The following is a 25,301-nucleotide window of genomic DNA, read 5'->3' on the forward strand; positions in this document are numbered from 1 at the left end:
ATGGCGCGCGGGAGTGTGTAGTGAGCGAGTTTAGAGTTGGACAACGTTACCTTAGTGAAACTGAAACCGAATTAGGGCTAGGCATGATCACCCAAGCTGAAGGTCGTCACTTAACCGTGATGTTCCCAGCAACCGGTGAAGTGCGGCTGTACTCTGCTCAGGAAGCCCCTCTTGCCCGTTATCAGCTTCAGGTACAGCAACAGGGTAAACACGCCGAAGGCTGGAGCTTCACAATTCAGGAGTTGACAGAGTCGCAGGGCATTGTGACCTACCATGGTTTACGCGATGACAGTCAGGAGTCGGTAGTGGTTCCGGAAACCCAGTTATCGCATCAGGTGGACAGTAACCCCGCGTTGACTCGTTTACTGGCTGGTCAGGCCGACCGCCTGGATATGTATCAGTTGCGCTGCGAAGCCAGTGAACATCTGGCGCATCATCAGGCCAGCGAGGTTGCGGGTTTATTAGGTGTTCGTACTCATTTGCTGCCGCACCAGTTGTATATTGCAAAAACCGTTGCCGACCGTTACCACCCACGAGTGCTTTTAGCCGATGAAGTGGGCTTAGGAAAAACCATTGAAGCCGGCATGATCATCAAGCGCCGCCTGAATACCGGCCGCTCGCAGAGAGTGTTAATTGTGGTACCGGAATCGTTAATGCATCAGTGGCTGATTGAGTTACGCCGCCGCTTTGCGCTGAACTTTACCCTGTTTGATGATGAGCGTTGCGAACAAGCGGAAGCCGACAGTGAAAATCCGTTTTTGACTGAACAGCACATTATTATCAGTAGCCGCTTTATGCACGAGTCGCGCTGGAGTCAGGCGTTGCTTGAAGCGGAATTCGATCTGCTGATTATTGACGAAGCACACCATTTACAGCCAGAGGCGCCGGAATTTAGTGCGGTTAAAAACCTTTGTGAAGCGGTGCCCGGCTTGTTGCTGTTAACGGCAACCCCGGAGCAAGAAGGTGCCGAAGGCCACTTCCAGCGACTGCAGCTGCTGGACCCGGACAGGTTCTCTGACTTTGCCAGTTTCCAGAAAGAGCAAACCCAGTACAAAGAATTAGCAGAACAGGCCGAATCAGTTACTGACCCGGCAGAACTCGACGATCTGTTGGATAAACATGGTACCGGCCGCGTTATGTTCCGTAACCGCCGGGCCGATATTGGCGGCTTTCCTGAACGCCATTTTCATCCGGTAAAACTGGATGAATGCGAACCCGATGAAGACATGCCCTGGTGGATGGAAGATCCGCGCATTGACTGGCTATTGAATCACATTAAACAAAACCGCTCGGAAAAAGCACTGCTGATATGCAAAACGGCAGAGCAGGTTCTGGATTTATCCGAAGCCCTGCGGGTATTGGCGGGCGTGCAGGCGGCAACCTTCCATGAGGGCATGACGCTGACCGAACGAGACCGTTCTGCCGCCTTTTTTGCCAGCGAAGAAGACGGTAGCCCTATTCTGCTGTGCTCAGAAATTGGCAGTGAAGGCCGCAACTTCCAGTTTGTACACCAACTTATTTTATTCGACTTGCCGAGCAACCCGGACTTACTGGAGCAACGCATTGGCCGCCTAGACCGCATTGGTCAGCAGCAGAATATTGATATTTATCTGCCTTACTGCAAAGGTTCGCCAGAAGCTATATTGCTACCCTGGTACGAGCAGGGTATGAACGCTTTCTCTCAGTGTAATGCGATAGGTCGTAAACTGTACGATGCTTTTGGCACGGACATTGAGCAGGCTATTGCTGAGCAAAAGCCACTCAGTGACGAGCTCCTGGAGCAGACGAAAGAACTGCACAAAATCTGGCTGGAGCGCAACCGTGAAGGGCAGGACAAGTTACAGGCACTAAACGCCTGTCGTCCTGAAGCCGCTGAAAAAATTATAGAGCAAATTGATAGCGACAGCGATACCGACACCCTGGCCGACTTTATGATTGCCTTCTTTGACCGCTTTGGTGTGAATAACGAAGTGCTGGATGAAGAGCGCTGGTTTATTCGCCCTGGCGAGCATATGCGGGTCGGCAGTCTGCCGGGACTGCCGGATGATGGCATTACCATAACCTTTGACAGAGTCACCGCACTGAACTTTGAAGATACTGACTTCCTTAGCTGGGATCATCCCATGGTGCAGGCAGCGCTTGAACTGCTGACTGCGGATGACTTTGGCAGCACCTGCGTTGCTGAGCTCAAGAACCCGGCGATTCCGGCCGGCAGTTGGTTCCTCGAGCTGGATTTTGCCAGCATAGTACCGGCACCTAAAGCCGCGGCGTTACAGGAGTTCTGCCCATTACAAAGTTTACGCCTGCTGTTTAATGGTCAGGGGCAGGAGCTGTCCGCTAAAGTGTCGCGCGAGCTGCTGGACCAACAATCCAGCTTTATTGACAAGAAAACCGCACGGCAGATATTGCGTCAGTTACGTGACCCGGCACAAAAAATTATTCAGTCTGGCCAGCAACAGGCTCGCGAGTGGCAGCAAAAGCAACTGGGTGAGGTGAAGAAAACTGCACTGGCTGCATTGCAACACGAACGTACGCGCCTGCTCGAGTTACAGAAGAAAAACCCCTCGGTACGCAGCAGTGAAATAGAGGCTATAAACTGGCGCGAAGAACAAATTACGGCGGCTCTGAAAAGCCCGCAGTTATCGCTTCAGGCAGTTCGTATTCTGGTGAATAACCATTAATGACTCTGCTCCATTATCAGCCGCCGACAACGCCATTTCTTCAGGTTATTTATGAGGACAACCAGTTGTTGGTGGTTGATAAACAAAGCGGGCTACTCAGTGTTCCAGGGAAGCGACCAGAGCATAAAGACTCGATTTATACCCGAGTACAGCGCGTACATCCGGAAATAAGAGTGGTCCACCGGCTGGATATGGCAACTTCCGGAGTTCTTTTACTGGCAAAAACCAAAGCCGCGCAAAGCCACCTAAACCGGCAATTTCAGAATCGCACAACTCGTAAAAGGTATATTGCCCGGGTTTGGGGTAAACCACCCGCGGCACAAGGAGAAATAGAGTTGCCGTTGTCCTGCGACTGGCCCAACCGCCCGCGCCAGCACATGGACTTTTTCACCGGTAAACCCAGCACGACCTTCTATCGGGTGACGAATTTTGACAACGGTTGCAGCCTCGTTGAGCTGACACCTCATACCGGACGCTCACATCAGCTTAGAGTTCATATGCAGGCCATTGGCTGCCCGATACTAGGCGATAAATTTTATGCGCACAGCGAAGCATTCTCTGCCGCTGAGCGCTTATTGCTGCACGCTGAAGACCTTTGCGTAACACACCCACAAACTGAACAGCCTATAGCCTTTCATAGCCCGGTTCCGTTTTAATACTTTGCACTCAAGCTAGCGCCGCTTCAGCCGATACAAGCTTCATGAAGCGCTATCTATTAATGCTACTGATGGTTGTTTTTATCAGCCCCGCAGTAAGCCAGGACGACCTAGAACGTTATTTGCCGCAAGACCAACTCCATTGGTTGACCGGAGATGACGACGAGCGCTATTTGGCGTTAAAAAAAGAATACTTACAGGCCTTTGAACGCGGACAAATGGTGCTTTTACCAGATTGGTACTACCATCCACTGCAGTCTTTTTATATTCGTCCGATTTATGAAAACGCACCGGATTTTGGCTGGACCACCTGGGCTTTAACCCCGCCTGACCATGACATACGCACAGACAATTTGCAGACACCTGCTACGACAACGCATTTCCCTGAGGCTGCGGACGAAGAGGTATTTACGCCACCAGTTAATGCCTTACAGCAGCGCATGACTCTGCTGCTGGACGAGACACTGGATCGCCCGGGCTTTTCGGTATGGGTCGTGGAAGGAATTACCGCTGACATCACCCTGCGTCTGCTGGAAAGCGAGCCCTCAATAATGCCCGATGCCATTGTACTGGTTAATGCCTATGTACCGCAGTTCCAGTATAACCGCGCTCTTGCCGATCGCATCAGTCAGTCGCAGTTGCCGGTTCTTGATATTCGCAGCGCAGAGAGTAATCGCTGGGTGAGTGAACACTGGGCTTTGCGAAAAAAACTGGCGAGTAAATACCAGCACCCAGCATACCGCCAGCGTCAGCTGGTTAATTCCGGTAACACCGGGCAAAGTGAATTAATCTCGACCATAAAAGGCTGGCTGGAATTTCACGGCTTCTAATCTATTCAGTTTTATCATTACTTTTTAACACCCGTTGTTCTAACGAATGTCGCGCTTTTCTTTGATTTTCTCATAAGCTGCCTGAATGTCCTGAGCACGTTGCTGAGCCTGTTTCATTACCTCTTCCGGTAACCCCTTAGAAGCCAGCTTGTCTGGATGATGCCGGGCCATTAGTTTACGGTACGCTTTCTTAATTTCGGCGTTACTGTTTTGAGCTGTGACGCCAAGCACTTCGTAAGCATTGTTTATTTCGTCCTGGCTGGTGGTTTTTCTCTGTTGCTGATGCTGCTGCCGACGATGCTGATGAAAACGAAACGCCGCTTTTTCCATCATCAACCATTGGTCCAGCTGAAAACGAGTAAAGCCAAGATGTTTAGCCACGTTAACCAAAACTTCATGCTCTGACTTTTCCAAAATGCCGTCATTTAACGCCAGGCCAATTAACTGCTCCATAAACAACTGAAGAACGTCGCGGTTACCGTAAAAGGAGGCACTAAAATCCTTCATGACTTGTTGCAAAGGAAACGTCGGTTCTTTCCCTTCGCGAAAAGCTTCCTGGGCTTCGCGGGTGGCGTCTGTATTTAAATTCAAACGGCGCATTAGCTCCTGCGCCTGAGAAATGTCGTTAGTGGTAACTTTTCCTTTTGCCTTGGCAACGTGCCCCATTACCGCAAACAGTGTGTAAATAAAATTGGCGTCTCCGGCAGCTTGCTCTGCCCCATACAAAAAGCGCCCCCAGGCACCTTTTTGAGAAAAGTCCTGAGCCATTCCCCTGTCAAACCAGTGACCAATTAGCGCACCTAGAATAGCCCCTGGCCATTTCATAAACGCAAAGCCAGCCAACGCGCCGACTACTTTTCCCCAAACCATGTTATTTCTCCAACCGCTGGTTAAGTTGATGCAGGCGCTCCGGCGTACCTACGTCTGTCCAAAATCCACCCAGATGGCTTGCTGCCAGTTGCTTTTTATCTATTGCCCTGTCAAAAAACGGCTTTAATGGTTGCTTCCCTTCAGGGTATGGCGCCAGAAGTTCTTTGCGGTACAGGCCTACACCGGAAAAAGTTTTACGGGCATCATTCTCATTTTGCCCATTAACCAACAATTCGTTTTCAATAGCAAAGTCACCATTTGAATGATGAATCGGATTATCTACCATAATTAAATGTCCCAGCAGCCCTTTCTTCAGGTCCGTTGGTAAATCTCGGTAATCCCAGTCTGTCCAGATATCACCATTAATAACCCAAAACGGGTCATCTCCGAGTAAAGGCAAAGCTTTAATAATACCGCCTGCGGTTTCAAGTCCACCCTCAGGTTCCGCAGAAAATGAAACCTGCAGACCCCACTGGCTGCCGTCCCCGACAAAGTCTTCAATTTGCTCACCATGCCAGGCGTGATTAATAACCACCTCATTAACACCTGCATTTGCCAGCTTTTCCAGGTGGTAACCTAGCAATGGTTTGCCCGCCACGGGTAACAAAGGCTTTGGTTGATTATCCGTTAACGGGCGCATTCGACTGCCCCGTCCGGCAGCTAAAATCATCGCTCTCATAGGTTGTCCTTCCAGGCTGGGATAATGCGCTCACGCAACCAGCGGTTATAGTTTGAAAGCTGAGAGTAGTTAGCGCTTACTCGCTGCAAATAACCCAGAGTTCTTGGCACATCCTGTAAATAGCCAGGCTTGCGATCCCGGTGCGCCAAGCGGGCAAAAATACCTGCGGCTTTGGTGTGACGCTGCAGCCCCATCCAGTCAAACCAGTGTTGCCACTGCTGCGGCCCAACCTGCGCAGCTAAACAGTCAGACTGAATCAGTTGTTGCCTTAACCCTTCACTCAATTCGTTGACCAACTCTTGCGGCCACTCAATATAGCAGTCGCGTAGCAACGACACCGCATCATAGGTCACCGGCCCCAGTACCGCGTCCTGAAAATCGATAATACCGATACGATCATCGTCCAGCAGCATTAAGTTGCGTGAATGAAAGTCGCGATGAACTCCCACCTGCGGTTGCTGCAATGCGTTCTCAATCATTTGCTGGCTAAACTGGTTCCAAATTTCATCGTCCCCGGCATGCCAGTCTAAATTCAGGTGCTGTCTCAATAACCAGTCTTTAAATAACGACAGTTCGCGTTCCAGCAAAGCGGTATCGAAAGCCGGCAGTTCGCCCTGCTCAGTCCGGCGTACCGACATAATGTCAGGCAGCGCGGCGAGTGCCTGCTGGTAATATTGCCGGGCATTACGCGGATGCAGTTTACTCAGCAACAGTATCTGGCCGAAATCGGATTGCAGCATAAAACCCTGGTCTAAATCTGCCGCAATAACGTCTGGCACAGTAACCCCTGCTTCAGAATACGCTTGTGCAACAGCTAGAAAAGGCTTCATTGGCTCTTTTTCGGGAGGGCAATCGACCGCTATCAGGCTTTCCTGACCATTTGTTGCCCGAAAATAGCGACGGAAACTGGCATCACCGGATACAACTTCTAAAGTCGGCTGTGAAACACCTGTCTGGGCTTCACACCAAGCCTGCAGAGCCACTTCTCGTTTGTCTTCCAAAATATCCCTCACCAAATTTGTTGCATAGCCTTAAAACTAGCAGTGTACCAAATAGCGAAACAAACAAAATTGCTTTATTATACTCCCGCGCTGCAAAACAGAATAAATGCATTTTACAACAACGACGGAAGATTAAATTGCTGCAACGGTTTATTACTTCGCTAATGCTACTGCCCTTTACGGGCAGCGCGCTAGCGGCTTTACAAAATCAAGACGCACCGCAAAACATGACTTGTACGGTGGCTCAGTCTACTGTCAATACGATTGCTGCCGTCCAGTTGCAGAAAACCGACGCCGGAACCATTGGCGTTGAGTCGCGTAGTGCAGAAATTCTCGCCAATGAAAAAGCGTATTTTACCGGTAACGTCATCATTCAGCGTAACGGACAATGGCTGTCAACTTCAAAAGCCACGATAGACCAGCAGCGAGGCGAAATTCTCGCCTCAGACGGCATTACTTTTAATGACGGTTACTTAAGCGTTACCGGTGATTCGTTATCGCTGGACTTAAACGACGACGAGGCCAAACTCTACAACAGTTATTACCGCCTGCGAAATCATAACGCACGCGGCCATGCAGAATTACTTTCGTTGTCCCGGCAGGAAGTTTTATTGCAAGACTCAAGCTTCACCACCTGCCCGGGCGAAACTCCCGCCTGGCAATTACGCGCAGAGCGCATTGAGATAAATGAAACCAGCGACTTCGGTGAAGCCTGGCATGCCCGGTTTGAGCTATTTGACATACCGGTACTCTACTTACCCTATTTTAATTTTCCATTAAGTGACGCGCGTAAAACCGGTTTGCTCTACCCCACGTTTGACTCATCATCAAACAGTGGTTTTGAAGTAGAAGTACCTTACTACTTTAATATTGCGCCCAATATGGATGCAACAATAGCTCCTGTTTATATGTCTGAGCGCGGCACCATGATGAAAGGCGAGTACCGCTATTTGTTTGAGCAAAATGCAGGGCAGTTCAATTTAGAATATTTAGGCAATGACGACACCCGCATTGCAAATAAAAAACGCTACCTCTGGCACGTTCAGCATTCGGCACAAATAAACCAAAATTTGAGTTTTTATCTGGACGCGACCGAAATTAGTGACGACAACTATCTGAATGACTTTGGTAGTGACTTTGCAGGCCGGGCCGACACTCATTTATACCGTGTTGCTCAACTGGATTACGAGAACCAAAACTGGACCGCACAATTACGCACCGAAGACTACGAGCTTATTGGTGACTACCGCAGCCCTTACCGCACATTGCCGCAGCTTAGTATCGACTATAATACCGGCGACTTCACCGGCTTCAGCGCCAGCTTATACAACGAACTAACCTACTTCCAGAATCAGGATCAGGCGCGCGAATACGCGACCCGCGCGCACATAGAGCCGAGCATTCAGTACCGTTTTGAAAAACCGGCTTTTGACACAGAAGCAGAACTGTCTTACCTCTATACGCGCTATTGGCAAGAAAGCCCGGATAGCGATATTACTGAAGAAGTTTCACGGACACTGCCCCGCGTCCGGGTAAGAGCCCGTTTGCATCTGGAGCGAGCCATTGAACTGGACGACAGCCAATATCGCCAAACGCTATCACCACAAATTCAGTACTTGTACGTGCCCTATGAAAACCAACAGAACATCGGCATTTACGATACGTCGTTATTGCAGGACGATTACCACGGACTGTTCCGTAGCCGCCGCTTTTCGGGATTGGATCGTATCGCCGAGGCTAATCAGATAACTTACGGTCTCAGCAGCAGCTTATTCACTCAAAATGAACGCGAAGTGCTGCGAGCCAGTATTGGGCAAATTTACAATATTAATGACAGTCGCACACAATTGTTTACCAGCGATGAAGAAACCACAACCTCCAGTAATAGCGAGTGGGTTGCCGACATTAACTGGGCCGTTGATGAGAACTGGTCAATACGCAGCTCAATTCAGTACGATACGGAACTTAACAGCACCCGTAAGAGTCAGACCGCGGTAGAGTTCCGTAAAGATGAATCAAATCTGATACAGGTCAGTCACCGCACGGCAACCAACATTCTGAACAACGATATTGAACAAGTTGGAACGCAGGCAGTTTGGTCGGCAAGTTCACGCTGGCAAGTCGCATCAAATGTCTTTTACGATCTCACACATGATCGTTTAAATGATGCTATGGTGGGCGTTCAATACAGCAGTTGTTGCTGGGCATTACGGGTTAGCGCATACAGACGCATAAACCGAGATCTTGAGCCCGCTTTTAGTGCGACTCAGATAAACGGCGAAACTCAATTTGACAATGGCATTAGTATACAATTTATTATCAGCGGTTTAGCTTCTGATAGCAGTGGTCTAATTAACATGCTTGAGAAAAGTACGTACGGTTACCGCCGTCCTTTTTATCTCAGTAACTAGTGGTAGGTATAATGAAAAAAATTGCATCGTTTTGTTCAGCAGCTGTGCTGATTGCATCGTCTTTTTTGCTGAATAACACCGTTCAGGCTCAGCAAATTCTGGATCGCGTTGTCGTCGTAGTGGATGACGGCGTGGTACTGCAGAGCCAAATTGACCAACTTATCCAACAGGTTAAAAACGGTCAAAACTTCAACGCAAGTAATGCACCTTCAGACGAAGTTTTAGAAACTCAGGCTATAGAGCGCCTGGTTCTGCAGGAAATTCAGTTGCAAATGGCTGACCGTATGGGTATCGAAATTGACGACAATCAGTTAGAGCAAGCCATTAACGAAATTGCGAATAATCAAGACCTGACAACCGCTGAACTTCGTGAAAATATGATCAGCAGCGGTATGAGTTGGGCGGCCTACCGCGAAAATATTCGTAACGAACTGGTTATCCAGCAAGTTCAGCGCGCCGCCGTACAGCAACGCGTGTCTATTACGCCGCAAGAAATTAACAACCTGGTGAAACTAATAGACAGTAACCAGGAAGTTCAGACCGAGTACCGTTTGGGACAAATTCTGATTTCTGCTGACTCAAACTCCTCACAGGCTGAGCTAGAAAAAGCCAAAGAGCGTGCTAACACCGTTCTGAGCTTACTCGATAAAGGCAACGACTTTTCTGACCTGGCGGTACGTTCGTCTTCAGGTTCTGCCGCCCTTGACGGCGGCGACATGGGCTGGATGACCGTTAACAGTATGCCGACCTTATTTGCTGAAGCTGTAGATGGGAAGTCTGTAGGTGACGTTGTTGGCCCAATCCGCAGCGGTATCGGCTTTCATATTTTGAAAGTACAGGACAAGCGCGGAGAGCAGACTGTCGAAGTTCAGGAAGTTAAAGCACGTCACATTCTGATCAAGCCTTCCGTTATTTTGTCGGACAACAAAGCAAAAGAAATGCTGGCTCAGTATCGTCAGCAAATAGCAAGTGGTGAGAAGACCTTTGAAGAACTGGCGCGCGAGCACTCGTCTGACCCCGGTTCAGCTTCTCGCGGTGGCGATTTAGGCTGGGCTCGTCCTGATAAATATGCGCCGGAGTTCAAGCAAAAAGTAGAAAACATTGAACAAGGCACAATAAGTGAACCGTTCAGCACACAGTTTGGCTGGCACATTGTTGAAGTGACCGATCGCAGAACGCTGGATGCAACCGAAGAAAATAAGCAAGAACGCGCATATCAAATGCTGTTTAGCCGTAAGTTCCGGGAAGAGCTCGATAACTGGCAGCAAGAAATTCGCGACCAAGCCTTTATCAGAAGAGTTGCTGAGTGAGTATACCAACCCTTGTATTCACACCGGGTGAGCCGGCAGGTATTGGCCCGGATTTGATTATAAAAATAGCACAGCAGCCCTGGTTGGCTGCTGTCGTTGTCTGTGCAGATAAGAATTTATTAAAACAACGTGCTGAGCAATTGGGTCTTCCTATTACTTTGCACAAGTACAAAAAGGGTGAAGAGCTACCGCAACATGAACCAGGCCACCTTTGGGTAGAGCATATTCCGGTGTGTGACGAAGTGACTCCGGGCGAATTATGCACTGCCAATGGTCATTATGTCGTTGATTGCCTGAAAAGAGCCTCTGACGGTAATCTTTCAGGCGAGTTTGATGCCATTGTTACAGGGCCTGTACATAAGGGTGTGATTAATCAAGCCGGCGTGGCGTTCTCAGGACATACTGAATTTTTAGCCCATGAAGCGAACTGCAACGATGTGGTTATGATGCTAGCCACAGAAGGCCTGCGCGTGGCTCTGGTCACGACTCATATTCCGCTGGCGTACGTGGCAAAAGCCGTTACGGCCGAGCGTCTGACCAACATTATTACCATACTGCATAACGACCTGACCAAGAAGTTCGGCGAGTCATCGCCCAAAATATTGGTTTGCGGATTAAACCCTCATGCGGGCGAATCGGGTCATTTAGGCCGGGAAGAGATAGAGATTATTACTCCTGCTCTGGAACAACTTAAACAGCAGGGCATGAACTTGCACGGCCCGTACCCCGCAGATACCATTTTTCAGCCAAAGTACCTTGAAGATGCCAGTGCGGTGGTTGCTATGTATCACGATCAGGGCCTTCCGGTATTAAAATATAAAGGTTTCGGTCAGGCGGTAAACATTACACTCGGGTTACCTTATATCCGAACCTCTGTTGATCATGGTACAGCGCTTGAGTTGGCCGGATCTGGCAAGATTAACGACGGTAGTTGCCGCCTGGCAATGCAAACCGCTATAGATATGGCAAGAGCAGCGTATTATGAATAAAAACCAAGGTGGGAGTAAGCACCAAAGCGGAAGTAAAACCCACTTGGGTCACCGGGCGCGTAAACGGTTTGGCCAAAACTTCCTGAATGACGAATACATTATTGAGCAAATTGTTGATGCTATTAACCCTCAACCGGGTGAAAACCTGATTGAAATTGGCCCGGGGTTAGCGGCATTAACTGAACCGACAGTAGATCGCAGTGGACATTTAAAAGTTATCGAAATAGACCGTGACCTGGTTGAACGACTGCAGCATCACCCTTTTTTAAGTCCAAAACTGGAAGTGATTCAAGCTGACGCGTTAAGCATCGACTTTAGCCAGTTTGCCGAAGAGAGTCCGGCAAGGGTGTTCGGCAACCTGCCCTATAACATTTCCACGCCACTCATTTTTCATCTGTTAAAGTTTGCCGCCGATATAAAAGACATGCACTTTATGCTGCAAAAAGAAGTGGTTGATCGCTTGGCAGCAGAGCCCGGTTCAAAGAGTTACGGCCGAATCAGCGTTGGCGTGCAACAAGCCTGCAAGGTCACTCCCGTGGTTGCTGTTCCGCCTTCGGCGTTTACGCCGCCGCCGAAAGTAGAGTCGTCGGTAGTTCGGTTAGAACCCTACGCCGAAAGCCCTCATCCAGTTAAAGATAAAGCGCAACTGCACAGTTTATGTTTGACAGCCTTTAATCAACGCCGTAAAACAATAAGAAACAACCTTAAACAGTTGGTTCCTGCAGAGCAGCTCGAAGCCCTTGGCATTGACCCGGGCGCAAGACCGGAGACACTCTCTGTAGACGATTACTGCAGGATATCCGACTGGCTCACTGAACACTCGCTCACAAAACACGCGGAAAAGAATGACAGTCAGTAACATTACAGTAGAGGTTAAAACACAATATTTAGCGGCGCAGTCAAGCCCTGATGACGGACAATATGTGTTTTCTTACACCATCACCATAACCAATGAGTCCAGCCAGGTAGTGCAGCTACTTGCCCGCGAATGGCGCATTACCGATGCCGACAATAAGATTACCCGGGTGGCCGGTGATGGCGTTGTAGGACAACAGCCTAAGCTCGCTGCCGGTGAATCGTTCAGTTATACCAGCGGCACCGTTCTGGCTACGCCTATTGGCACTATGGAAGGCCATTACTTGATGATAGATGAACACGGCTCGCAGTTTAAAGCGCCGATTCCATCGTTCCGTCTGGCCATCCCTAATATTATTCATTAATTATGAGCAATTACGTTGTCGGTGATATTCAGGGCTGCTTCCGCGAACTTGAAGCTCTGCTTACCCAGGTTAGCTTTAACCCTGCAAACGACTCTTTATGGTGTGTCGGTGATATTGTCGCGCGTGGCCCCGACTCGCGCGATGCGTTACGCTTTTTCTACGAAAACAGTAACTCAGTACACACCGTATTAGGTAATCACGATTTAAACTTAATGGCAGTGTTGCTGGGTTACCGGCAGCCTAACCCAAAAGACAAACTCAATGCGCTATTAGAAGACAGTGACCGCTATGACTGGTTAGAGTGGCTTCGCCACCAACCCTTGATGCATCAATTAAGCGGGCTGAATACAGTAATAGCTCACGCCGGTATTTACCCATGGTGGACAATCGAGCAAGCCAGCCAATGCGCGCAGGAAGTCACAAAAACTCTTACTGGCAATGAGTTTGAAAACTTTATGCAGCAATTATTTGGCAACTCCCCGATAAAATGGGACTCAAGTCTGCAAGGTTTTGACCGATACCGTTTTATAGTGAACGCGTTTACCCGAATGCGTTACTGTAACGCGAAAGGTGAACTGGATTTGTCTCAAAAAGATAATCCATATGAACGCTCGTCGCAGGATTCGTATAAGCCATGGTTTAACTTTTGGCCAGAATCCGATAATCGAGTATTATTCGGGCATTGGGCTGCGCTAATGGGCGAGACCCGGCGCGAGGATGTGATAGCGCTGGATACTGGCTGTGTCTGGAGCCAGTACATGACGTTATATAGCGTTGAGAATAAAACCTTCTTTCACGAACCGGCTTTAACCGGAAAGTGATAACAAAAATTATGCAGTGCTGAGGAAAGTTACATGAAAATTACTGTTGCCATGCGAGTTATCGGTGGTTTTGCCATCATTACTTTGCTGTTACTCATCATTAGCTTAAGCTCGTTGTTTAATATCAACAGCATAGGTTCATCGGTTGATAAACTCAACGATGAAGCGGTACCGGCACTGAATCAAGTCTCGGCTATAAAAGTTGATATTCTCGAGCTGGGTACAGTTCAGTTAGAAACATTTTACGACGAAACTTTAGAGCAGGTTGAGGCTCACAAAAAAGAGTTCGACGAATCTAACGAGCTGCTTTTCTCCTCTCTTGAGAAACTCAAGGAGCTTATTCAGGGTAACGGTCAGAGCGGCCAGATTAACGAGCTGGAGAAAGACGCGCGCCAGTACATTAGTCTGATAGAGCGCCTCTTTAATCAGCACAGCGAATACTTGGAATTGCAAAATGTTACGGCTTCGCAGTTGGATGAAATTGCATTCAATATCGATGATGCTGCTATCATGCTGCTGGATACGATGGACGCCTCTAACAACGAAGTGATCTCCCGTGAAGCCAGTAATATCGAATCGTCACTGTCCAGTCTCATCACTTTAATGTATGACCTGAACAAAGCGAATAAATTAGACAGTGCTCAAATCATTCGCAGCGAAATCGATATTAACATTAACAGTATCCGCCCTCGCCTTAAAGCTTTAGACAACGAAGCAACAGGTGGCTCAGCAGCCATGGTCGATGATGCAATTGCAAAAGTTCGCGATGCGCTCGATAGCCTTCAGGGTTCAGGCTCCTATCCGGATAATGTCATTCGCCGCCAACAGCTTCGTGTGGACTCAAAAGACTCCCTGGATAAATCAGAAATTCAACTGAATAAACTGATGTCTGAGACTGATCGTCTGCAAGCTGCGGTTCGTGGAATAGCAGACAACACTCGTGTTTCAGTAACAGACTCTATTTCTACCAGTAGCTGGCTCAATAGCATCATCACCATTATTTCTATTGCTCTGGCTGTGCTTATTTCATGGTACACGGTACGTAGTATCAGCCGTCCATTGTCACGCGTTAACCACATGCTGAACATTATGGCGGATGGTAACTTAACCGAGCGAGTTGACTATAACGCTCAGGACGAATTTGGCGAGCTCGCCTCAAACACCAATAAATTGACCGGTAATTTACGTAAGCTGATTGAAGGTATTGCAAACCGAGCAACTCAGTTAGCTACAGCCGCTGAGCAGTCGTCCAACGTGTCCGACGAAACAACTAACTCCATTGACGAACAACGTCGTCAAATTGAGCAGGTTGCCACGGCAACCCAGGAGATGAACAGTACTGCCAGCGAAATGGCAGACGGTGCAGACCAAGCCTTAAGCGAAATTCAGCACTCAGATGATGAAGCAAAACGCGTTCGTCAAATTTCAGACAAGAACCGTGCGACTATCGAAAGCCTGGCAAAAGAAATTAAGGGCGCATCAGAAGTTATCGATCAGCTGTCAGAAAACAGTAAAAACATTGGTGGTATTCTGGATGTTATTCGCGGTATCGCCGACCAGACTAACTTGCTTGCACTAAACGCAGCCATTGAAGCGGCTCGCGCCGGTGAGCAAGGCCGAGGATTTGCGGTTGTCGCAGATGAGGTTCGTACTCTGGCCAGTCGCACTCAAGAGTCTACTGAAGAAATTCAGGACATGATTGAGAGCCTGCAGAATGACTCTCAGCGAGCAGTTACCGTAATGAATAAAGGCCGCGAGCAAGCTGAACTCAGTGTGCAGCAGTCCGATGAGGCAGCTCAGGCCCTTCAATCTATTACTGAGTCAGTGCATCAGGCATCTGACAGCAGTAATCATATTGCCAATGCGGCGAAAGAGCAAAGCAGTACAGCGCACGACATCAGTGAACGTCTCGAGTCTATTGTTTCCATTGCCGAACAAACAGCCTCTGGTTCCAAACAAACGGCTCAGGCCTCTAACGAAGTCGCGAAGCTGGCCGATGAACTTCAGGACTCAATTAAGAGCTTCAGAGTCTAAAATAAAACCTCTAAGATGTAGAGGCGAAAAAGGCGCCCTTGAAAGGCGCCTTTTATTATTTCACGGCTTTATTACCTCAACAGTTCCCGCTCTTATACCGTTAAACTAATTTTAGCAAAGCGACGTTTACCCACCTGATAAACTCCGGAATCCTTTTCTGTGCAAAGGTAACGCGAGTCACTGAATTTCTCGCCATCCACTTTAACGGCATTTTGTTTTATCATTCTTAACGCTTCCGAGGTGGATTCAACCAAGCCCGCTTCTTTTAGCACATTACTTATTGCCATTCCCTCCGTCCCAACTTGTACCGTCTTTTCCGGTATGTCGTCCGGTAAAGCGTTTTTCTGGAAGCGTCGAATAAAATCTTGTTCGGCTTTCTCTGCATCCTCTTCCGAGTGGAAACGAGAAATTATCTCTTTTGCCAGCAAAACTTTCACATCGCGCGGATTTTTTCCGTCGGTTACAGCGGCTTTTAATTCATCAATTTCGGTAATGGAACGGAAGCTGAGTAACTGGAAATAACGCCACATAAGCTCGTCTGACACCGACATGATTTTACCAAACATGTCATTCGCCGGTTCAGTAATTCCAATGTAGTTGTTTAATGACTTCGACATTTTCTGCACACCGTCCAGCCCTTCCAGCAACGGTGTCATAATGACAGTTTGTGGGCGCTGGCCTTCTTCTTTTTGCAGTTCACGGCCCATTAGCAGGTTAAAACGCTGGTCTGTTCCGCCCAGCTCAACGTCGGCTTTTAATTCAACCGAGTCCCAGCCCTGAACTAACGGGTACAAAAATTCATGAATGGCTATCGATTGATTGTTCTGATAGCGCTTTTTAAAGTCATCACGTTCTAACATACGGGCTACGGTCTGCCGTGCAGCCAGTTTAATCATGTCGGCCGCCCCCATTTTCGACATCCATTCAGAGTTAAAACGTATTTCGGTTTTTGCCGGGTCGAGAATTTTGAAAACCTGTTCTTTATAAGTTTCAGCGTTAGCAATAACCTGTTCGGTGGTCAGCGGCTTTCTGGTGACATTTTTGCCGGTAGGGTCACCTATCATGCCGGTGAAATCTCCTATCAGGAAAACCACTTTGTGGCCAAAATCCTGAAATACTCTCAGCTTATTAATTAAAACAGTGTGGCCCAAGTGTAAATCGGGTGCAGTTGGGTCAAAGCCAGCTTTCACTATCAGCGGCTTACCACTGGCTAACTTCTCAGCCAGTTCCTGCTCGAGCAAAACTTCTTCGGCACCGCGAGTAATCTCGGCAATAGCTTCCGCCACTTCGGTTTTCATCCTCATCTCCAACTGTAAAAACTTATAAACCAGCCATTTTACGCCATTATTACCACTGTTTTAAGCTCAATAATCTGGTATTCTTCTTTTTTTCGTATTATCCTCGAAACCATAAGGTTATTCCGTGGTCGTAAACAAGTGTGGTAACTCCCCTGTTTGCTGACAAATGTTGACTGGATAATCACAATAAAAAAGTGAAGTGCGCTAAAATATGACATTAAAACCTGTCACCAAAATTCAGCGGATGTTTATGGAACTTCCGCATTTTCATAAAATTCTGATCAGTGCGATCAGCGTTGCCCTCTTGCTGTTACTTATCATTCCGTCGGAACCTGCGACGGCATCTAAGAACAGTACTTCAGCAGAGCAGCTAATGCCGGGTAAACGTTATCAGCTCGATTTAGCTTTTGAGCAACCCAGCACAGATGAAAATACCGAAAACTCTGAGCTTACGTGGCAAACCTACCAGATTAAATCGGGTGACAGCTTAGCTAAAATATTTAGCAAAGTAGGCTTTAGTGCCCAGCAACTGTATCGCGTTACCGAGTCCGGCGATGAAGCCAAATACCTTCGTAAAGTTCATCCCGGCGACTTGCTTCGCTTTGCAACTGACAGCGACGGTAACCTGGTGCAGCTAGCGCACCAGATAAACGATACCGAAACGCTTATTATTACTCGCCAGAACGACAACTTTGTTGCTGAAATAGAAACTAAAAAAGTTGAAGTTCGTACTGAATTTACTCATGCTGTTATTGACTCTAGCTTCTGGAATGCCGGTATCGACTCGGGTCTGACTGACAACCAAATTATGCGCATTGCCAATATTTTTGGCTGGGATATCGACTTTGCTTTAGACCTGCGTAAAAACGACGAATTTAGCGTACTTTATGAAACGCACTATGTAGATGGCGAGTTTGTTGGCTACGGCAAAATTTTAGCGGCAGAGTTTGTAAACCGGGATGAGAACTTCCAGGCCATTCTTCATGACAATGGACAATATTATACGCCGAACGGTCGCGCCATGCGCAAAACCTTCCTGCGTTCACCGGTTAACTTTACTTACATAAGTTCAAGCTTTAATCCTCGTCGTCTGCACCCTGTTACGGGTCGGGTGCGCCCGCACAACGGTATAGATTATGCAGCGTCTACCGGCACGCCAGTAATGTCATCCGGTGACGGTAAAGTTGTTTCCGCAGGCTATAGCTCATTAAACGGCAACTTTATTTTTGTTCAGCACGGTGAGCGCTATGTGACTAAGTATTTGCACCTTAGCCGTAAACACGTGAAAAAAGGTGACCGTGTTAACCAGGGGCAAGTTATTGGCCGTGTCGGTGCTACAGGTCGGGTAACGGGGCCACACTTACACTATGAATTTCTCGTAGACGGTGTACATCGTAACCCTCGTACAGTGGAATTGCCGGAAGCTAAGTCGCTGGGCGAATCAGAGTTGCCTTCGTTCCGCCAACACGCGGATCAAGTCATGGCCATACTAAACGACAACAGACGCGTTTACCTGGCGATGCAGTAATGTTTCAGCGTTATATTGGACTGATGTCGGGCACCAGTATGGATGCGGTTGACGCGGCATTGGTCCAGATAGACGCGCAAGGCACACTTAAACTTGAAGCTCATCATTCACTGTCCTTTCCCCCGGAACTGCGCGCAGGCCTACTGGCTTTAAGCCATACTGATACCTGGCAGGCAGATGAGCTGGCCAGCTTAGATATCGCTTTTTCCGAGCTTTGCACCAAAGTGGTACGCCAACTTCTTGAACAGGCCGATATAACAGCAAAAAAAGTTACCGCTATTGCCAGTCACGGGCAAACCGTCCGACACAAACCCAATTCAATACCAGCCTACACCTGTCAAATTGGCGACCCTACACGGTTGGCTTTGGGTACGGGCATTGATGTTATTTACGATTTTCGTCGCAAAGACATTGCAGCAGGTGGCCAGGGTGCTCCATTAGTTCCTGCTTTTCATAAGCAAGTTTTTGCCCGCGAGAATCAAAGCATTGCAGTGATTAATTTAGGTGGTATTGCTAATGTCACCTGGCTTGGCCATAACGGCAACATACTGGGCTTTGATACAGGACCAGCCAACACCCTGCTCGACCAATGGGTTCAGTATAATAATTCAAATAAAAGCTTCGATGCGAACGCCCAGTTTGCGAGTGCAGGCAAGCTTCAGTCTGACCTGTTAAGGCGTTTATTGCAGCATCCGTTTTTTGCTAAGCCTGCTCCCAAAAGTACGGGTCGTGAGGAGTTCAACTTAAAATGGCTGCAACAACAATTGCCCGGGCAGGATATGTCCCCGGCTGATGTACAGCGCACTTTGACCGAACTTACCGCTATTAGCATCAAAGATGCACTGACAACCTTGCCACAACAGCCCGATACGGCTTATTTTTGTGGTGGAGGCATCAGAAATCCATTATTGATGGAGCGCTTAACTGAGCTCTTAGCGCCGATTCAATGCGAGACTACAGCAAGCTTAGGCGTTGACCCGCAATGGGTTGAGGCAATCGCTTTTGCCTGGTTAGGCTGGTGTTACGAGCATAAAAAACCGGGTAACCAGCCTGAAGTTACAGGAGCCAGTCACCCGGTGGTTTTAGGCGCTAAAGTCCTACATCAATAGCCGCGTTATTCAGCACCCAGCTCTTTGAAGGCGTCCCGGGTCAGGTTTTCGTTACCATCAGTTCCAACGACAATACTGTCTTCGATACGCACACCGCCGTATGGACGCAGCTCATCAACTTTCTCCCAGTTAATGTCTGCACTGTCTTTGTGCTCTTCCAGTAGCTGATCGACCACATATAAGCCCGGCTCAATAGTGAAGACGTGGCCAACTTCAATGTCTCGTAGTAAACGTAAAAACGGATGACGCGCACTGCGCTCGTAGCTGTTGCCTTTGTCATCTTTCAAGAAGCCGCCAACATCATGTACCTGCAAACCGATAAAGTGACCTAACCCGTGCGGCATAAAGGCACTGGTGTAACCTTTGTCGTAAATGCTTTGCGCATCACCTTTAATAAACTCAAAGTCAGTTAAAATTTGCGCGACTTTCAGATGCATAGATACATGCAGGTCGTAATAGCTCACACCGGGCTTAATCTCACTCAATAGCTCTTGCTGAGCTTTATTCATTGCTTCAACCAAGTCCGCATAGAAACCCTCTTCATAAGCGTATGAGCGGGTTATATCAGAGCAATAACCACGGTAGCGGGCGCCAGCATCAATTAAGAACGAACGAATTTGCTTAGGCGGAACGGTGTCGTATACGTCGTAATGCAAAATTGCCGAATGGCTGTTCAATGCAACAATGCTATTGTAAGGCACCTGTGACTCACGAAAATCGATAGCGCCCAGGTAAGCATGGTGTATTTCCAGCTCGCTTTTACCGGCAAAAAAAGCTTCTTTTGCTGCAACATGGGCTTTTGCCGCTAAGCGGTTGGCTTCGCGCAAATTGTCCACTTCCCATTGAGTTTTTATTGAGCGGTGGAAATGCAGATGATCAATCAATGCCTGCGGGTTACGTGCTTTTACTTTCCAGTCACTGACTGGCTGAGCGAAGTCTTCACCAATAAAAACGGACTGCTCTAAATCGCTGCCTAAGTCTTCAGTCAGCATACTTAAGTCGTCGATAATTTTTAAATCAACGTGCTGCTGCCATTCTTCTTCCGGCACGTTAACCGGGGCATGCCAGAAGTCCCGAGCCTGAAATAAGTAAACCGTAGGCCGTTGGCTGCCCTTGCGATAAAAAATGGCACTTTTAGGGCTTTCTGTGACCGGAACCCAATATTTAAATAGCGGATTAACCCGGTACGGCGGCGCGTTATCGTCGAGAAAATCAACTCGTGGCTGGCCCGAGTAAACCAGTACCGATTCAAAATTGTTGTCTTCTAACGCTTTATCAAAGCGGCTACAAACTGTCTTGATGTGTTCTGCGTACGCGCTCATAAAAAAACCTCACAAAAAATTGTGAGGTTATTCTAGCGGAAAAGCCGAAAAATTTCAGCTGTTCCCGAGGGAAGGAACTAAAGCCTAAACGGAAAAGCTGGAACCACAGCCACAGGTTGTTGTGGCATTAGGGTTGTCGACAAAAAAGCGTGAGCCCTGCAGCCCTTCCTCGTAGCTGACCACGCCACCCATTAAATATTGTAAACTCATTGGATCAACCAGCAGGGTGACGCCGTTTTTTTCTATTTCCATATCACCCGGGTTTTTCTTTTCATCAAAGGTAAAGCCATATTGGAAGCCCGAACAACCGCCTCCGGTTACGTAAACACGCAACTTCAAGTTTGGGTTTTCTTCTTCAGCAATCAGCTTACCCACTTTGCTTGCCGCTTGTTCAGTGAACTCAATCGGCATTGCCTGCTCTGCTGCACTGCTCATGATTTCTCTACCTTGGTTGAACTCTACTGCTATTTTCTCTTACCTGAGTATTTTGGTCAAGTATCGCCGTCACTTCGCACACCGGGGTTAGCATCCCCCCGACTAATTTCTTTCCAGAAAAAGGTTCGGTCAAGCGTGCCGTTGCCGCCTTTGGTAATTCTGACTTTCACCTCTACCCGTTCAGGAACCAATCCTTCCGGCATAAAGAAGTCGCCCTCGTACAAGGAAAAATAGCGCATAGAAAAACTGCGATCGTCTTGCGCTATATTAGCAAGTTTCAGTAAATCATAACGTTTTTTCTTGCCATCGATACGGCCGACCAGTTCAACTGTTACATTGCCCTGAACAAAGTTGCGACGCTGCTCAATTTGTAAAACTGCCAGAGAGAAATGGAAATGATTTTCCGAACGGTTTTGAGTAACGGTTAAGGAGTCTATAGTAACGCCGCTTTCCTGTAACTCCGGCGCCATTATCTTTTGATAAAACGCTAAGTCACGGCGCAAACCATAATTATCATTCTGTAACGCGCTCAACTCGTCCTGCAAACTTTGGTTTGCCGAACGCTCAATGTCGAGCTCAACTTGCAGCACATGGCGTTGATACTCCATCTGCTCAAGTCGCTGATAAAGCTCCTCCAACTGCTGCGACTGCTTCGAAACTTCTTCTTTTAATGCCTTTGCATGCCACACACCAGCTAAGTAGGCCAGGTAAACAACCAAAACAGCAACACAGATCAACAACACAAATACCGGGAAGGATCCCCAGCGCTGTTGCCAGTATTTCAGGTTAAAATAGGGCTTCATAACTTCCAGCTCATTTCCATCAAGCGTTTATGCTGATATGTTATTGATAAATATGCAAGCTCATCCCACGGTTTAAGGTAAGGATCTTATTTTAAATGGCCTCTAACTCGGTATTCCGACAGCAACTGCGCAAACAGCTGGCGACCCCGTCGACCACTATCGCCATTTGTTTAATGGGTCTGACCGGCGGTATTCTCGCGGCACTGATGATTGCGGGTTTCCGTTTAGCGATTGAGCAAGGGGCTTACCTTGTCGGTAATGGTAGCTATTGGCAACAGCCTTTACCAACTACTTACCGCTTTTTACTCCCCATTATTGCCGCCGCCATTGTTTATATTCTTTTTCGGCTGTCGGGTTCTAAACACGTCCGAATGGGTATTCCCTACGTTATCCATCGTATGAAACAGCATTACGGCATGCTGCCCTGGCGTAGTACTGTGAACCAGTTTTTTGGCGGAATAATTGCGCTGGTTGCCGGTTTCAGTGTTGGTCGCGAAGGCCCGGCAGTTCATTTAGGCGCGGCGGCAGCTACCTGGCTTGGTTTTCATTTCGACGCACCCAAAAACGCCATACGAACCCTTGCCGCCTGTGGTATCGCCGCGGCTATCGCTGCCTCTTTTAACACGCCGTTAGCCGCTATGGTTCTGGTAATGGAAGTGGTACTGCGGGAATACAAAGTTCACGTTTTTATACCCGTTATGCTGTCGGCGGTGGCCGGTTCGCTAATTACCGAAGAAATTTTTGGTGTCGCTTCTGAGCTGGCCGTACTCTCAGCCCAGGATATCCCGACCACACAATTGCCCTGGGTCATGCTATTGGGCGTTGTGCTGGGTTTTGTCGGAGTGCTGTTCAAAAAGCTCATGCTGGATGTCATGGAAACCGTACAAGACATGTCATTGCTCACCCGCTTGCTCTTTGCCGGACTTATAACGGCAATGCTGGCTGTCATCATTCCCAGCAGCTTAGGTCCGGGGCTTACAGCCATTGAGCAGGTATTGAATCATCAGGGTGAAATGTCGCTGCTGACCACCTTACTTATAGCTAAGCTGTTTGCCTCAGCTATTGCTTTGGGCATGGGTATACCCGGCGGTTTAATTGGTGCCGTGTTTGGTATCGGAGCCATTATCGCTGCGGTATTTGTCGGTGCAGTTAATGGGCTGGATATTCAACAGCCATTGTCTTTCGACAGCTTCATTTTATTGGGAATGGCCGGCATTTTAGCGGCGTGTATTCACGCACCAATGGCGGCTCTGCTCGCTATTGTCGAGTTGTCTCGCAGTGTGGAAATAATTATTCCCGCTATGCTAGTGATTGTGCCTGCTTACTTGATATCCAGTCAGTTACTGAAGTCAAAGTCCATTTTCATCGCCCAGCTAGATTTGCAGGGTTTGCCTTACCAGCTGGCTCCGGTACATGTCGCGTTACAAAAAACCGGTGTTGAAAACGTTATGGAAACGGACTTCAAATTGTTGCTTGAACCCACTCAGAACGAACTGGTTGACTCACTTGAATCTGCGCAGGCGAAAACCGTTATTGTCATGTCGGTCGATGAAGATAATCAGGCACTTTATCGCCTGGTGACTTATGATATCAACGCCGGTGACAGTCCCAGCCTGAGCTACACTCCTATTAAAGGCGTTCGGGTGACATCGACTCTGGCCGAAGTGTATGATGAAATTGGATCTAAGCGCCGGGGCGCCGTGTACATTTATGAGACCGATGATGGCCAGCCCTGTGGTATTGTTACATGGGAACTTGTTCGTAAAGCCCTACAGAGAGAACTCGCATGACATGGATACTTTGGGTTAAAGCCCTGCACATTGCCTTTATGGTGGCCTGGTTCGCGGGCATCTTTTACTTACCGCGTTTATTTGTTTATCACGCAATGAACGCCAAGCCAGCCGTGGATGAGCAACTCTGCATAATGGAAAGGCGTTTACTGTATTTTGTCACCCCCTTCGCCATTCTTACCCTCATTTTCGGTGTCGTGCTTATTTTTGCCTACGGTTCAGCGTGGTTTGCTGCCAGTGGCTGGATGCACACTAAACTGGTACTGGTGTTGCTACTTTTTTTGTATCACGGTTACTGTTTTAAACTATTGAAGGACTTTAAAACCGGTACCAATCGACGCAGCCATCGGTTTTACCGAGTCTTTAACGAGCTGCCGGTACTGGCACTTTTCGCTATTATCATTTTAGCGGTTGTTAAGCCTTATTAGATTCTCTTGTGCCGCATGATTTGCTATAGTGTGCGCCCAGTGACATTCTGCGGCAGAGGCGCACCCAAAGATGAATTTCACCGGCTCCAACATTCTTTCTGTAAACCAGTTCAATCGCGACAGCATTGACTACATATTCTCCGTTGCGGACAAGATGCAACCTTACGCCCGGCGTAAAACGCGCACTCGAGTTCTTGACGGCGCTATCCTTGGTAATCTTTTCTTCGAACCTTCCACTCGTACACGGGTAAGCTTCGGCACGGCATTCAACCTGTTAGGGGGTGAAGTCCGCGAGACTACCGGTATGGAAAGTTCGGCCATTGCAAAGGGCGAGTCGCTTTACGATACCGCTCGCGTATTAAGCAGCTACAGCGACGTTATTGCCATGCGACACCCTAAGTCGGGCTCAGTACGGGAGTTTTCTGAAGGTAGCCGGGTACCGGTCATTAACGGCGGCGACGGGGCAAACGAGCATCCAACTCAGGCATTGCTGGATCTTTACACTATCCAGAAAGAACTGGCATACCATCAGCAAAGCATTGATAACATGCACATTTGCATGATTGGCGACTTGAAATACGGGCGTACCGTACATTCGCTGTCCACGTTACTCTCTATGTACAAAAACATTAAATTCACTTTAATTTCGCCACGTGAACTTTCCATGCCAGATTCCGTATTAGATACGCTGGCAAATGCAGGCCATCGTGTAACGGTTACAGAAAAAGTCGACGGTATTGTCGATGCTGACATTGTTTATCAAACTCGCATACAGCAAGAACGCTTTGCAAGTCCGGAAGACGCTGATCAATATCGCGGTAAGTTTCGTTTAAACCAGGCTATTTACACTAAGCACTACAAGCCCAACACGGTCATCATGCATCCTTTGCCGCGGGATTCGCGCGCCGAAGCGAATGAACTGGATAACGACTTAAACCAAAACCCCAACCTGGCTATTTTCCGTCAGGCTGACAACGGAGTGCTAATTCGTATGGCTCTGTTTGCATTAACACTTGGAGTCGTTGACCAGGTTGATAAACACCAATGTGATGTCATCTGGTACAGCGAAAAAAGCCAACAGTAAAG

At 48.1% G+C, this 25,301-nt stretch carries 22 protein-coding genes; 15 read left to right on the forward strand and 7 right to left on the reverse strand.

All coding sequences use genetic code 11. The annotated features are described in order from the left end of the window. Window positions 1–20 precede the first annotated feature (20 nt). The 3 genes from rapA to Q5L94_RS05695 are packed head-to-tail and all read left to right on the forward strand — an operon-like array spanning window position 21 to window position 4,167. Window positions 21–2,681, forward strand: a complete 2,661-nt coding sequence (gene rapA, locus Q5L94_RS05685; protein ID WP_317497470.1) for an RNA polymerase-associated protein RapA — start codon at window positions 21–23, stop codon at window positions 2,679–2,681. Further along, window positions 2,681–3,337 carry a bifunctional tRNA pseudouridine(32) synthase/23S rRNA pseudouridine(746) synthase RluA gene (gene rluA / locus Q5L94_RS05690; protein WP_317497471.1) on the forward strand — a complete coding sequence of 219 codons (657 nt, stop codon included), beginning with the start codon at window positions 2,681–2,683 and terminating at the stop codon, window positions 3,335–3,337. Before rapA ends, rluA begins: the two co-directional genes overlap by 1 nt. 44 nt (window positions 3,338–3,381) lie before the next feature. Then, window positions 3,382–4,167 (forward strand): DUF3530 family protein, encoded by a 786-nt coding sequence (locus Q5L94_RS05695; RefSeq protein WP_317497472.1) that lies wholly within the window; start codon window positions 3,382–3,384, stop codon window positions 4,165–4,167. 39 nt (window positions 4,168–4,206) lie between these two features. Here the strand turns inward: Q5L94_RS05695 and djlA are convergent, their stop codons facing one another. The 3 genes from djlA to Q5L94_RS05710 are packed head-to-tail and all read right to left on the reverse strand — an operon-like array spanning window position 4,207 to window position 6,717. After that, a complete protein-coding gene (djlA, locus tag Q5L94_RS05700; RefSeq protein ID WP_317497473.1) occupies window positions 4,207–5,037 on the reverse strand; it encodes a co-chaperone DjlA in 831 nt (276 codons plus the stop codon). 1 nt (window position 5,038) lies between these two features. Beyond that, complete coding sequence (murU, locus tag Q5L94_RS05705) at window positions 5,039–5,716, reverse strand: N-acetylmuramate alpha-1-phosphate uridylyltransferase MurU (protein WP_317497474.1); 678 nt, start codon at window positions 5,714–5,716, stop codon at window positions 5,039–5,041. After that, window positions 5,713–6,717, reverse strand: coding sequence for an aminoglycoside phosphotransferase family protein (locus Q5L94_RS05710; protein ID WP_317497475.1), 1,005 nt, complete (start codon window positions 6,715–6,717; stop codon window positions 5,713–5,715). Before Q5L94_RS05710 ends, murU begins: the two co-directional genes overlap by 4 nt. 137 nt (window positions 6,718–6,854) lie before the next feature. Between Q5L94_RS05710 and Q5L94_RS05715 the strand changes: the two genes are divergently transcribed. Genes Q5L94_RS05715 through Q5L94_RS05745 form a run of 7 tightly spaced genes read left to right on the forward strand, consistent with a single transcriptional unit; the run spans window position 6,855 to window position 15,502 of the window. Further along, on the forward strand, window positions 6,855–9,128 hold the full coding sequence (locus Q5L94_RS05715; protein WP_317497476.1) for an LPS-assembly protein LptD: 2,274 nt from the start codon (window positions 6,855–6,857) through the stop codon (window positions 9,126–9,128). A gap of 11 nt (window positions 9,129–9,139) precedes the next feature. Beyond that, entirely contained in the window at window positions 9,140–10,438 is a 1,299-nt protein-coding gene (gene surA, locus Q5L94_RS05720; protein WP_317497477.1) for a peptidylprolyl isomerase SurA, read from the forward strand. After that, window positions 10,435–11,427 (forward strand): 4-hydroxythreonine-4-phosphate dehydrogenase PdxA, encoded by a 993-nt coding sequence (pdxA, locus tag Q5L94_RS05725; protein WP_317497478.1) that lies wholly within the window; start codon window positions 10,435–10,437, stop codon window positions 11,425–11,427. Before surA ends, pdxA begins: the two co-directional genes overlap by 4 nt. Beyond that, window positions 11,420–12,286 carry a 16S rRNA (adenine(1518)-N(6)/adenine(1519)-N(6))-dimethyltransferase RsmA gene (gene rsmA, locus Q5L94_RS05730; RefSeq protein WP_317497479.1) on the forward strand — a complete coding sequence of 289 codons (867 nt, stop codon included), beginning with the start codon at window positions 11,420–11,422 and terminating at the stop codon, window positions 12,284–12,286. Before pdxA ends, rsmA begins: the two co-directional genes overlap by 8 nt. Continuing rightward, complete coding sequence (gene apaG / locus Q5L94_RS05735) at window positions 12,273–12,647, forward strand: Co2+/Mg2+ efflux protein ApaG (protein ID WP_317497480.1); 375 nt, start codon at window positions 12,273–12,275, stop codon at window positions 12,645–12,647. The genes rsmA and apaG overlap by 14 nt, the downstream gene beginning before the upstream one ends. Window positions 12,648–12,649: 2 nt before the next feature. Next, window positions 12,650–13,468: a symmetrical bis(5'-nucleosyl)-tetraphosphatase gene (locus tag Q5L94_RS05740; RefSeq protein WP_317497481.1), complete on the forward strand. Its 819-nt coding sequence runs from the start codon at window positions 12,650–12,652 to the stop codon at window positions 13,466–13,468. A 33-nt stretch (window positions 13,469–13,501) separates the two neighbouring features. Next, window positions 13,502–15,502, forward strand: coding sequence for a methyl-accepting chemotaxis protein (locus tag Q5L94_RS05745; RefSeq protein ID WP_317497483.1), 2,001 nt, complete (start codon window positions 13,502–13,504; stop codon window positions 15,500–15,502). A 92-nt stretch (window positions 15,503–15,594) separates the two neighbouring features. Here the strand turns inward: Q5L94_RS05745 and tyrS are convergent, their stop codons facing one another. Continuing rightward, window positions 15,595–16,800: a tyrosine--tRNA ligase gene (gene tyrS, locus Q5L94_RS05750; RefSeq protein ID WP_317497484.1), complete on the reverse strand. Its 1,206-nt coding sequence runs from the start codon at window positions 16,798–16,800 to the stop codon at window positions 15,595–15,597. A 235-nt stretch (window positions 16,801–17,035) separates the two neighbouring features. Here tyrS and Q5L94_RS05755 point away from each other — a divergent pair, with 235 nt between their 5' ends. Both Q5L94_RS05755 and Q5L94_RS05760 read left to right on the forward strand, forming a co-directional pair. Beyond that, window positions 17,036–18,328, forward strand: coding sequence for an OapA family protein (locus Q5L94_RS05755; protein ID WP_411161932.1), 1,293 nt, complete (start codon window positions 17,036–17,038; stop codon window positions 18,326–18,328). Continuing rightward, on the forward strand, window positions 18,328–19,437 hold the full coding sequence (locus tag Q5L94_RS05760) for an anhydro-N-acetylmuramic acid kinase (RefSeq protein WP_317497487.1): 1,110 nt from the start codon (window positions 18,328–18,330) through the stop codon (window positions 19,435–19,437). The genes Q5L94_RS05755 and Q5L94_RS05760 overlap by 1 nt, the downstream gene beginning before the upstream one ends. Before the next feature lie 5 nt (window positions 19,438–19,442). Here the strand turns inward: Q5L94_RS05760 and pepQ are convergent, their stop codons facing one another. The 3 genes from pepQ to Q5L94_RS05775 form a co-directional block, all read right to left on the reverse strand. Beyond that, a complete protein-coding gene (pepQ, locus tag Q5L94_RS05765; RefSeq protein ID WP_317497488.1) occupies window positions 19,443–20,759 on the reverse strand; it encodes a Xaa-Pro dipeptidase in 1,317 nt (438 codons plus the stop codon). An 84-nt stretch (window positions 20,760–20,843) separates the two neighbouring features. Next, window positions 20,844–21,194, reverse strand: coding sequence for an iron-sulfur cluster insertion protein ErpA (gene erpA, locus Q5L94_RS05770; protein WP_011235467.1), 351 nt, complete (start codon window positions 21,192–21,194; stop codon window positions 20,844–20,846). 56 nt (window positions 21,195–21,250) lie between these two features. Beyond that, a complete protein-coding gene (locus Q5L94_RS05775; protein ID WP_317497489.1) occupies window positions 21,251–21,997 on the reverse strand; it encodes a DUF6776 family protein in 747 nt (248 codons plus the stop codon). Window positions 21,998–22,092: 95 nt separating this feature from the next. On the opposite strand from Q5L94_RS05775, the gene Q5L94_RS05780 reads away from it, so the two are divergent. From Q5L94_RS05780 to Q5L94_RS05790, 3 genes are all read left to right on the forward strand, one after another. After that, window positions 22,093–23,787 carry a chloride channel protein gene (locus Q5L94_RS05780; RefSeq protein ID WP_317497490.1) on the forward strand — a complete coding sequence of 565 codons (1,695 nt, stop codon included), beginning with the start codon at window positions 22,093–22,095 and terminating at the stop codon, window positions 23,785–23,787. After that, entirely contained in the window at window positions 23,784–24,215 is a 432-nt protein-coding gene (gene hemJ / locus Q5L94_RS05785) for a protoporphyrinogen oxidase HemJ (RefSeq protein WP_317497491.1), read from the forward strand. The genes Q5L94_RS05780 and hemJ overlap by 4 nt, the downstream gene beginning before the upstream one ends. A gap of 70 nt (window positions 24,216–24,285) precedes the next feature. After that, complete coding sequence (locus Q5L94_RS05790; protein ID WP_317497492.1) at window positions 24,286–25,299, forward strand: aspartate carbamoyltransferase; 1,014 nt, start codon at window positions 24,286–24,288, stop codon at window positions 25,297–25,299. Window positions 25,300–25,301: the final 2 nt, after the last annotated feature.

Origin of the sequence: Idiomarina sp. Sol25 (assembly GCF_033052775.1) — a bacterium.
Classification (GTDB): Bacteria; Pseudomonadota; Gammaproteobacteria; order Enterobacterales; family Alteromonadaceae; genus Idiomarina.

What these genes read in the sequence shown, in the direction of transcription:
- surA (WP_317497477.1), top strand. Translation starts at nt 9,140, where the DNA reads ATGAAAAAAATTGCATCGTTTTGTTCAGCAGCTGTGCTGATTGCATCG.
- pepQ (WP_317497488.1), bottom strand. Translation starts at nt 20,759, where the DNA reads ATGAGCGCGTACGCAGAACACATCAAGACAGTTTGTAGCCGCTTTGAT.
- djlA (WP_317497473.1), bottom strand. Translation starts at nt 5,037, where the DNA reads ATGGTTTGGGGAAAAGTAGTCGGCGCGTTGGCTGGCTTTGCGTTTATG.
- Q5L94_RS05775 (WP_317497489.1), bottom strand. Translation starts at nt 21,997, where the DNA reads ATGAAGCCCTATTTTAACCTGAAATACTGGCAACAGCGCTGGGGATCC.
- Q5L94_RS05695 (WP_317497472.1), top strand. Translation starts at nt 3,382, where the DNA reads ATGAAGCGCTATCTATTAATGCTACTGATGGTTGTTTTTATCAGCCCC.
- Q5L94_RS05780 (WP_317497490.1), top strand. Translation starts at nt 22,093, where the DNA reads ATGGCCTCTAACTCGGTATTCCGACAGCAACTGCGCAAACAGCTGGCG.
- murU (WP_317497474.1), bottom strand. Translation starts at nt 5,716, where the DNA reads ATGAGAGCGATGATTTTAGCTGCCGGACGGGGCAGTCGAATGCGCCCG.
- Q5L94_RS05790 (WP_317497492.1), top strand. Translation starts at nt 24,286, where the DNA reads ATGAATTTCACCGGCTCCAACATTCTTTCTGTAAACCAGTTCAATCGC.
- Q5L94_RS05760 (WP_317497487.1), top strand. Translation starts at nt 18,328, where the DNA reads ATGTTTCAGCGTTATATTGGACTGATGTCGGGCACCAGTATGGATGCG.
- Q5L94_RS05740 (WP_317497481.1), top strand. Translation starts at nt 12,650, where the DNA reads ATGAGCAATTACGTTGTCGGTGATATTCAGGGCTGCTTCCGCGAACTT.
- apaG (WP_317497480.1), top strand. Translation starts at nt 12,273, where the DNA reads ATGACAGTCAGTAACATTACAGTAGAGGTTAAAACACAATATTTAGCG.
- hemJ (WP_317497491.1), top strand. Translation starts at nt 23,784, where the DNA reads ATGACATGGATACTTTGGGTTAAAGCCCTGCACATTGCCTTTATGGTG.
- Q5L94_RS05745 (WP_317497483.1), top strand. Translation starts at nt 13,502, where the DNA reads ATGAAAATTACTGTTGCCATGCGAGTTATCGGTGGTTTTGCCATCATT.
- tyrS (WP_317497484.1), bottom strand. Translation starts at nt 16,800, where the DNA reads ATGAAAACCGAAGTGGCGGAAGCTATTGCCGAGATTACTCGCGGTGCC.
- rsmA (WP_317497479.1), top strand. Translation starts at nt 11,420, where the DNA reads ATGAATAAAAACCAAGGTGGGAGTAAGCACCAAAGCGGAAGTAAAACC.
- rluA (WP_317497471.1), top strand. Translation starts at nt 2,681, where the DNA reads ATGACTCTGCTCCATTATCAGCCGCCGACAACGCCATTTCTTCAGGTT.
- erpA (WP_011235467.1), bottom strand. Translation starts at nt 21,194, where the DNA reads ATGAGCAGTGCAGCAGAGCAGGCAATGCCGATTGAGTTCACTGAACAA.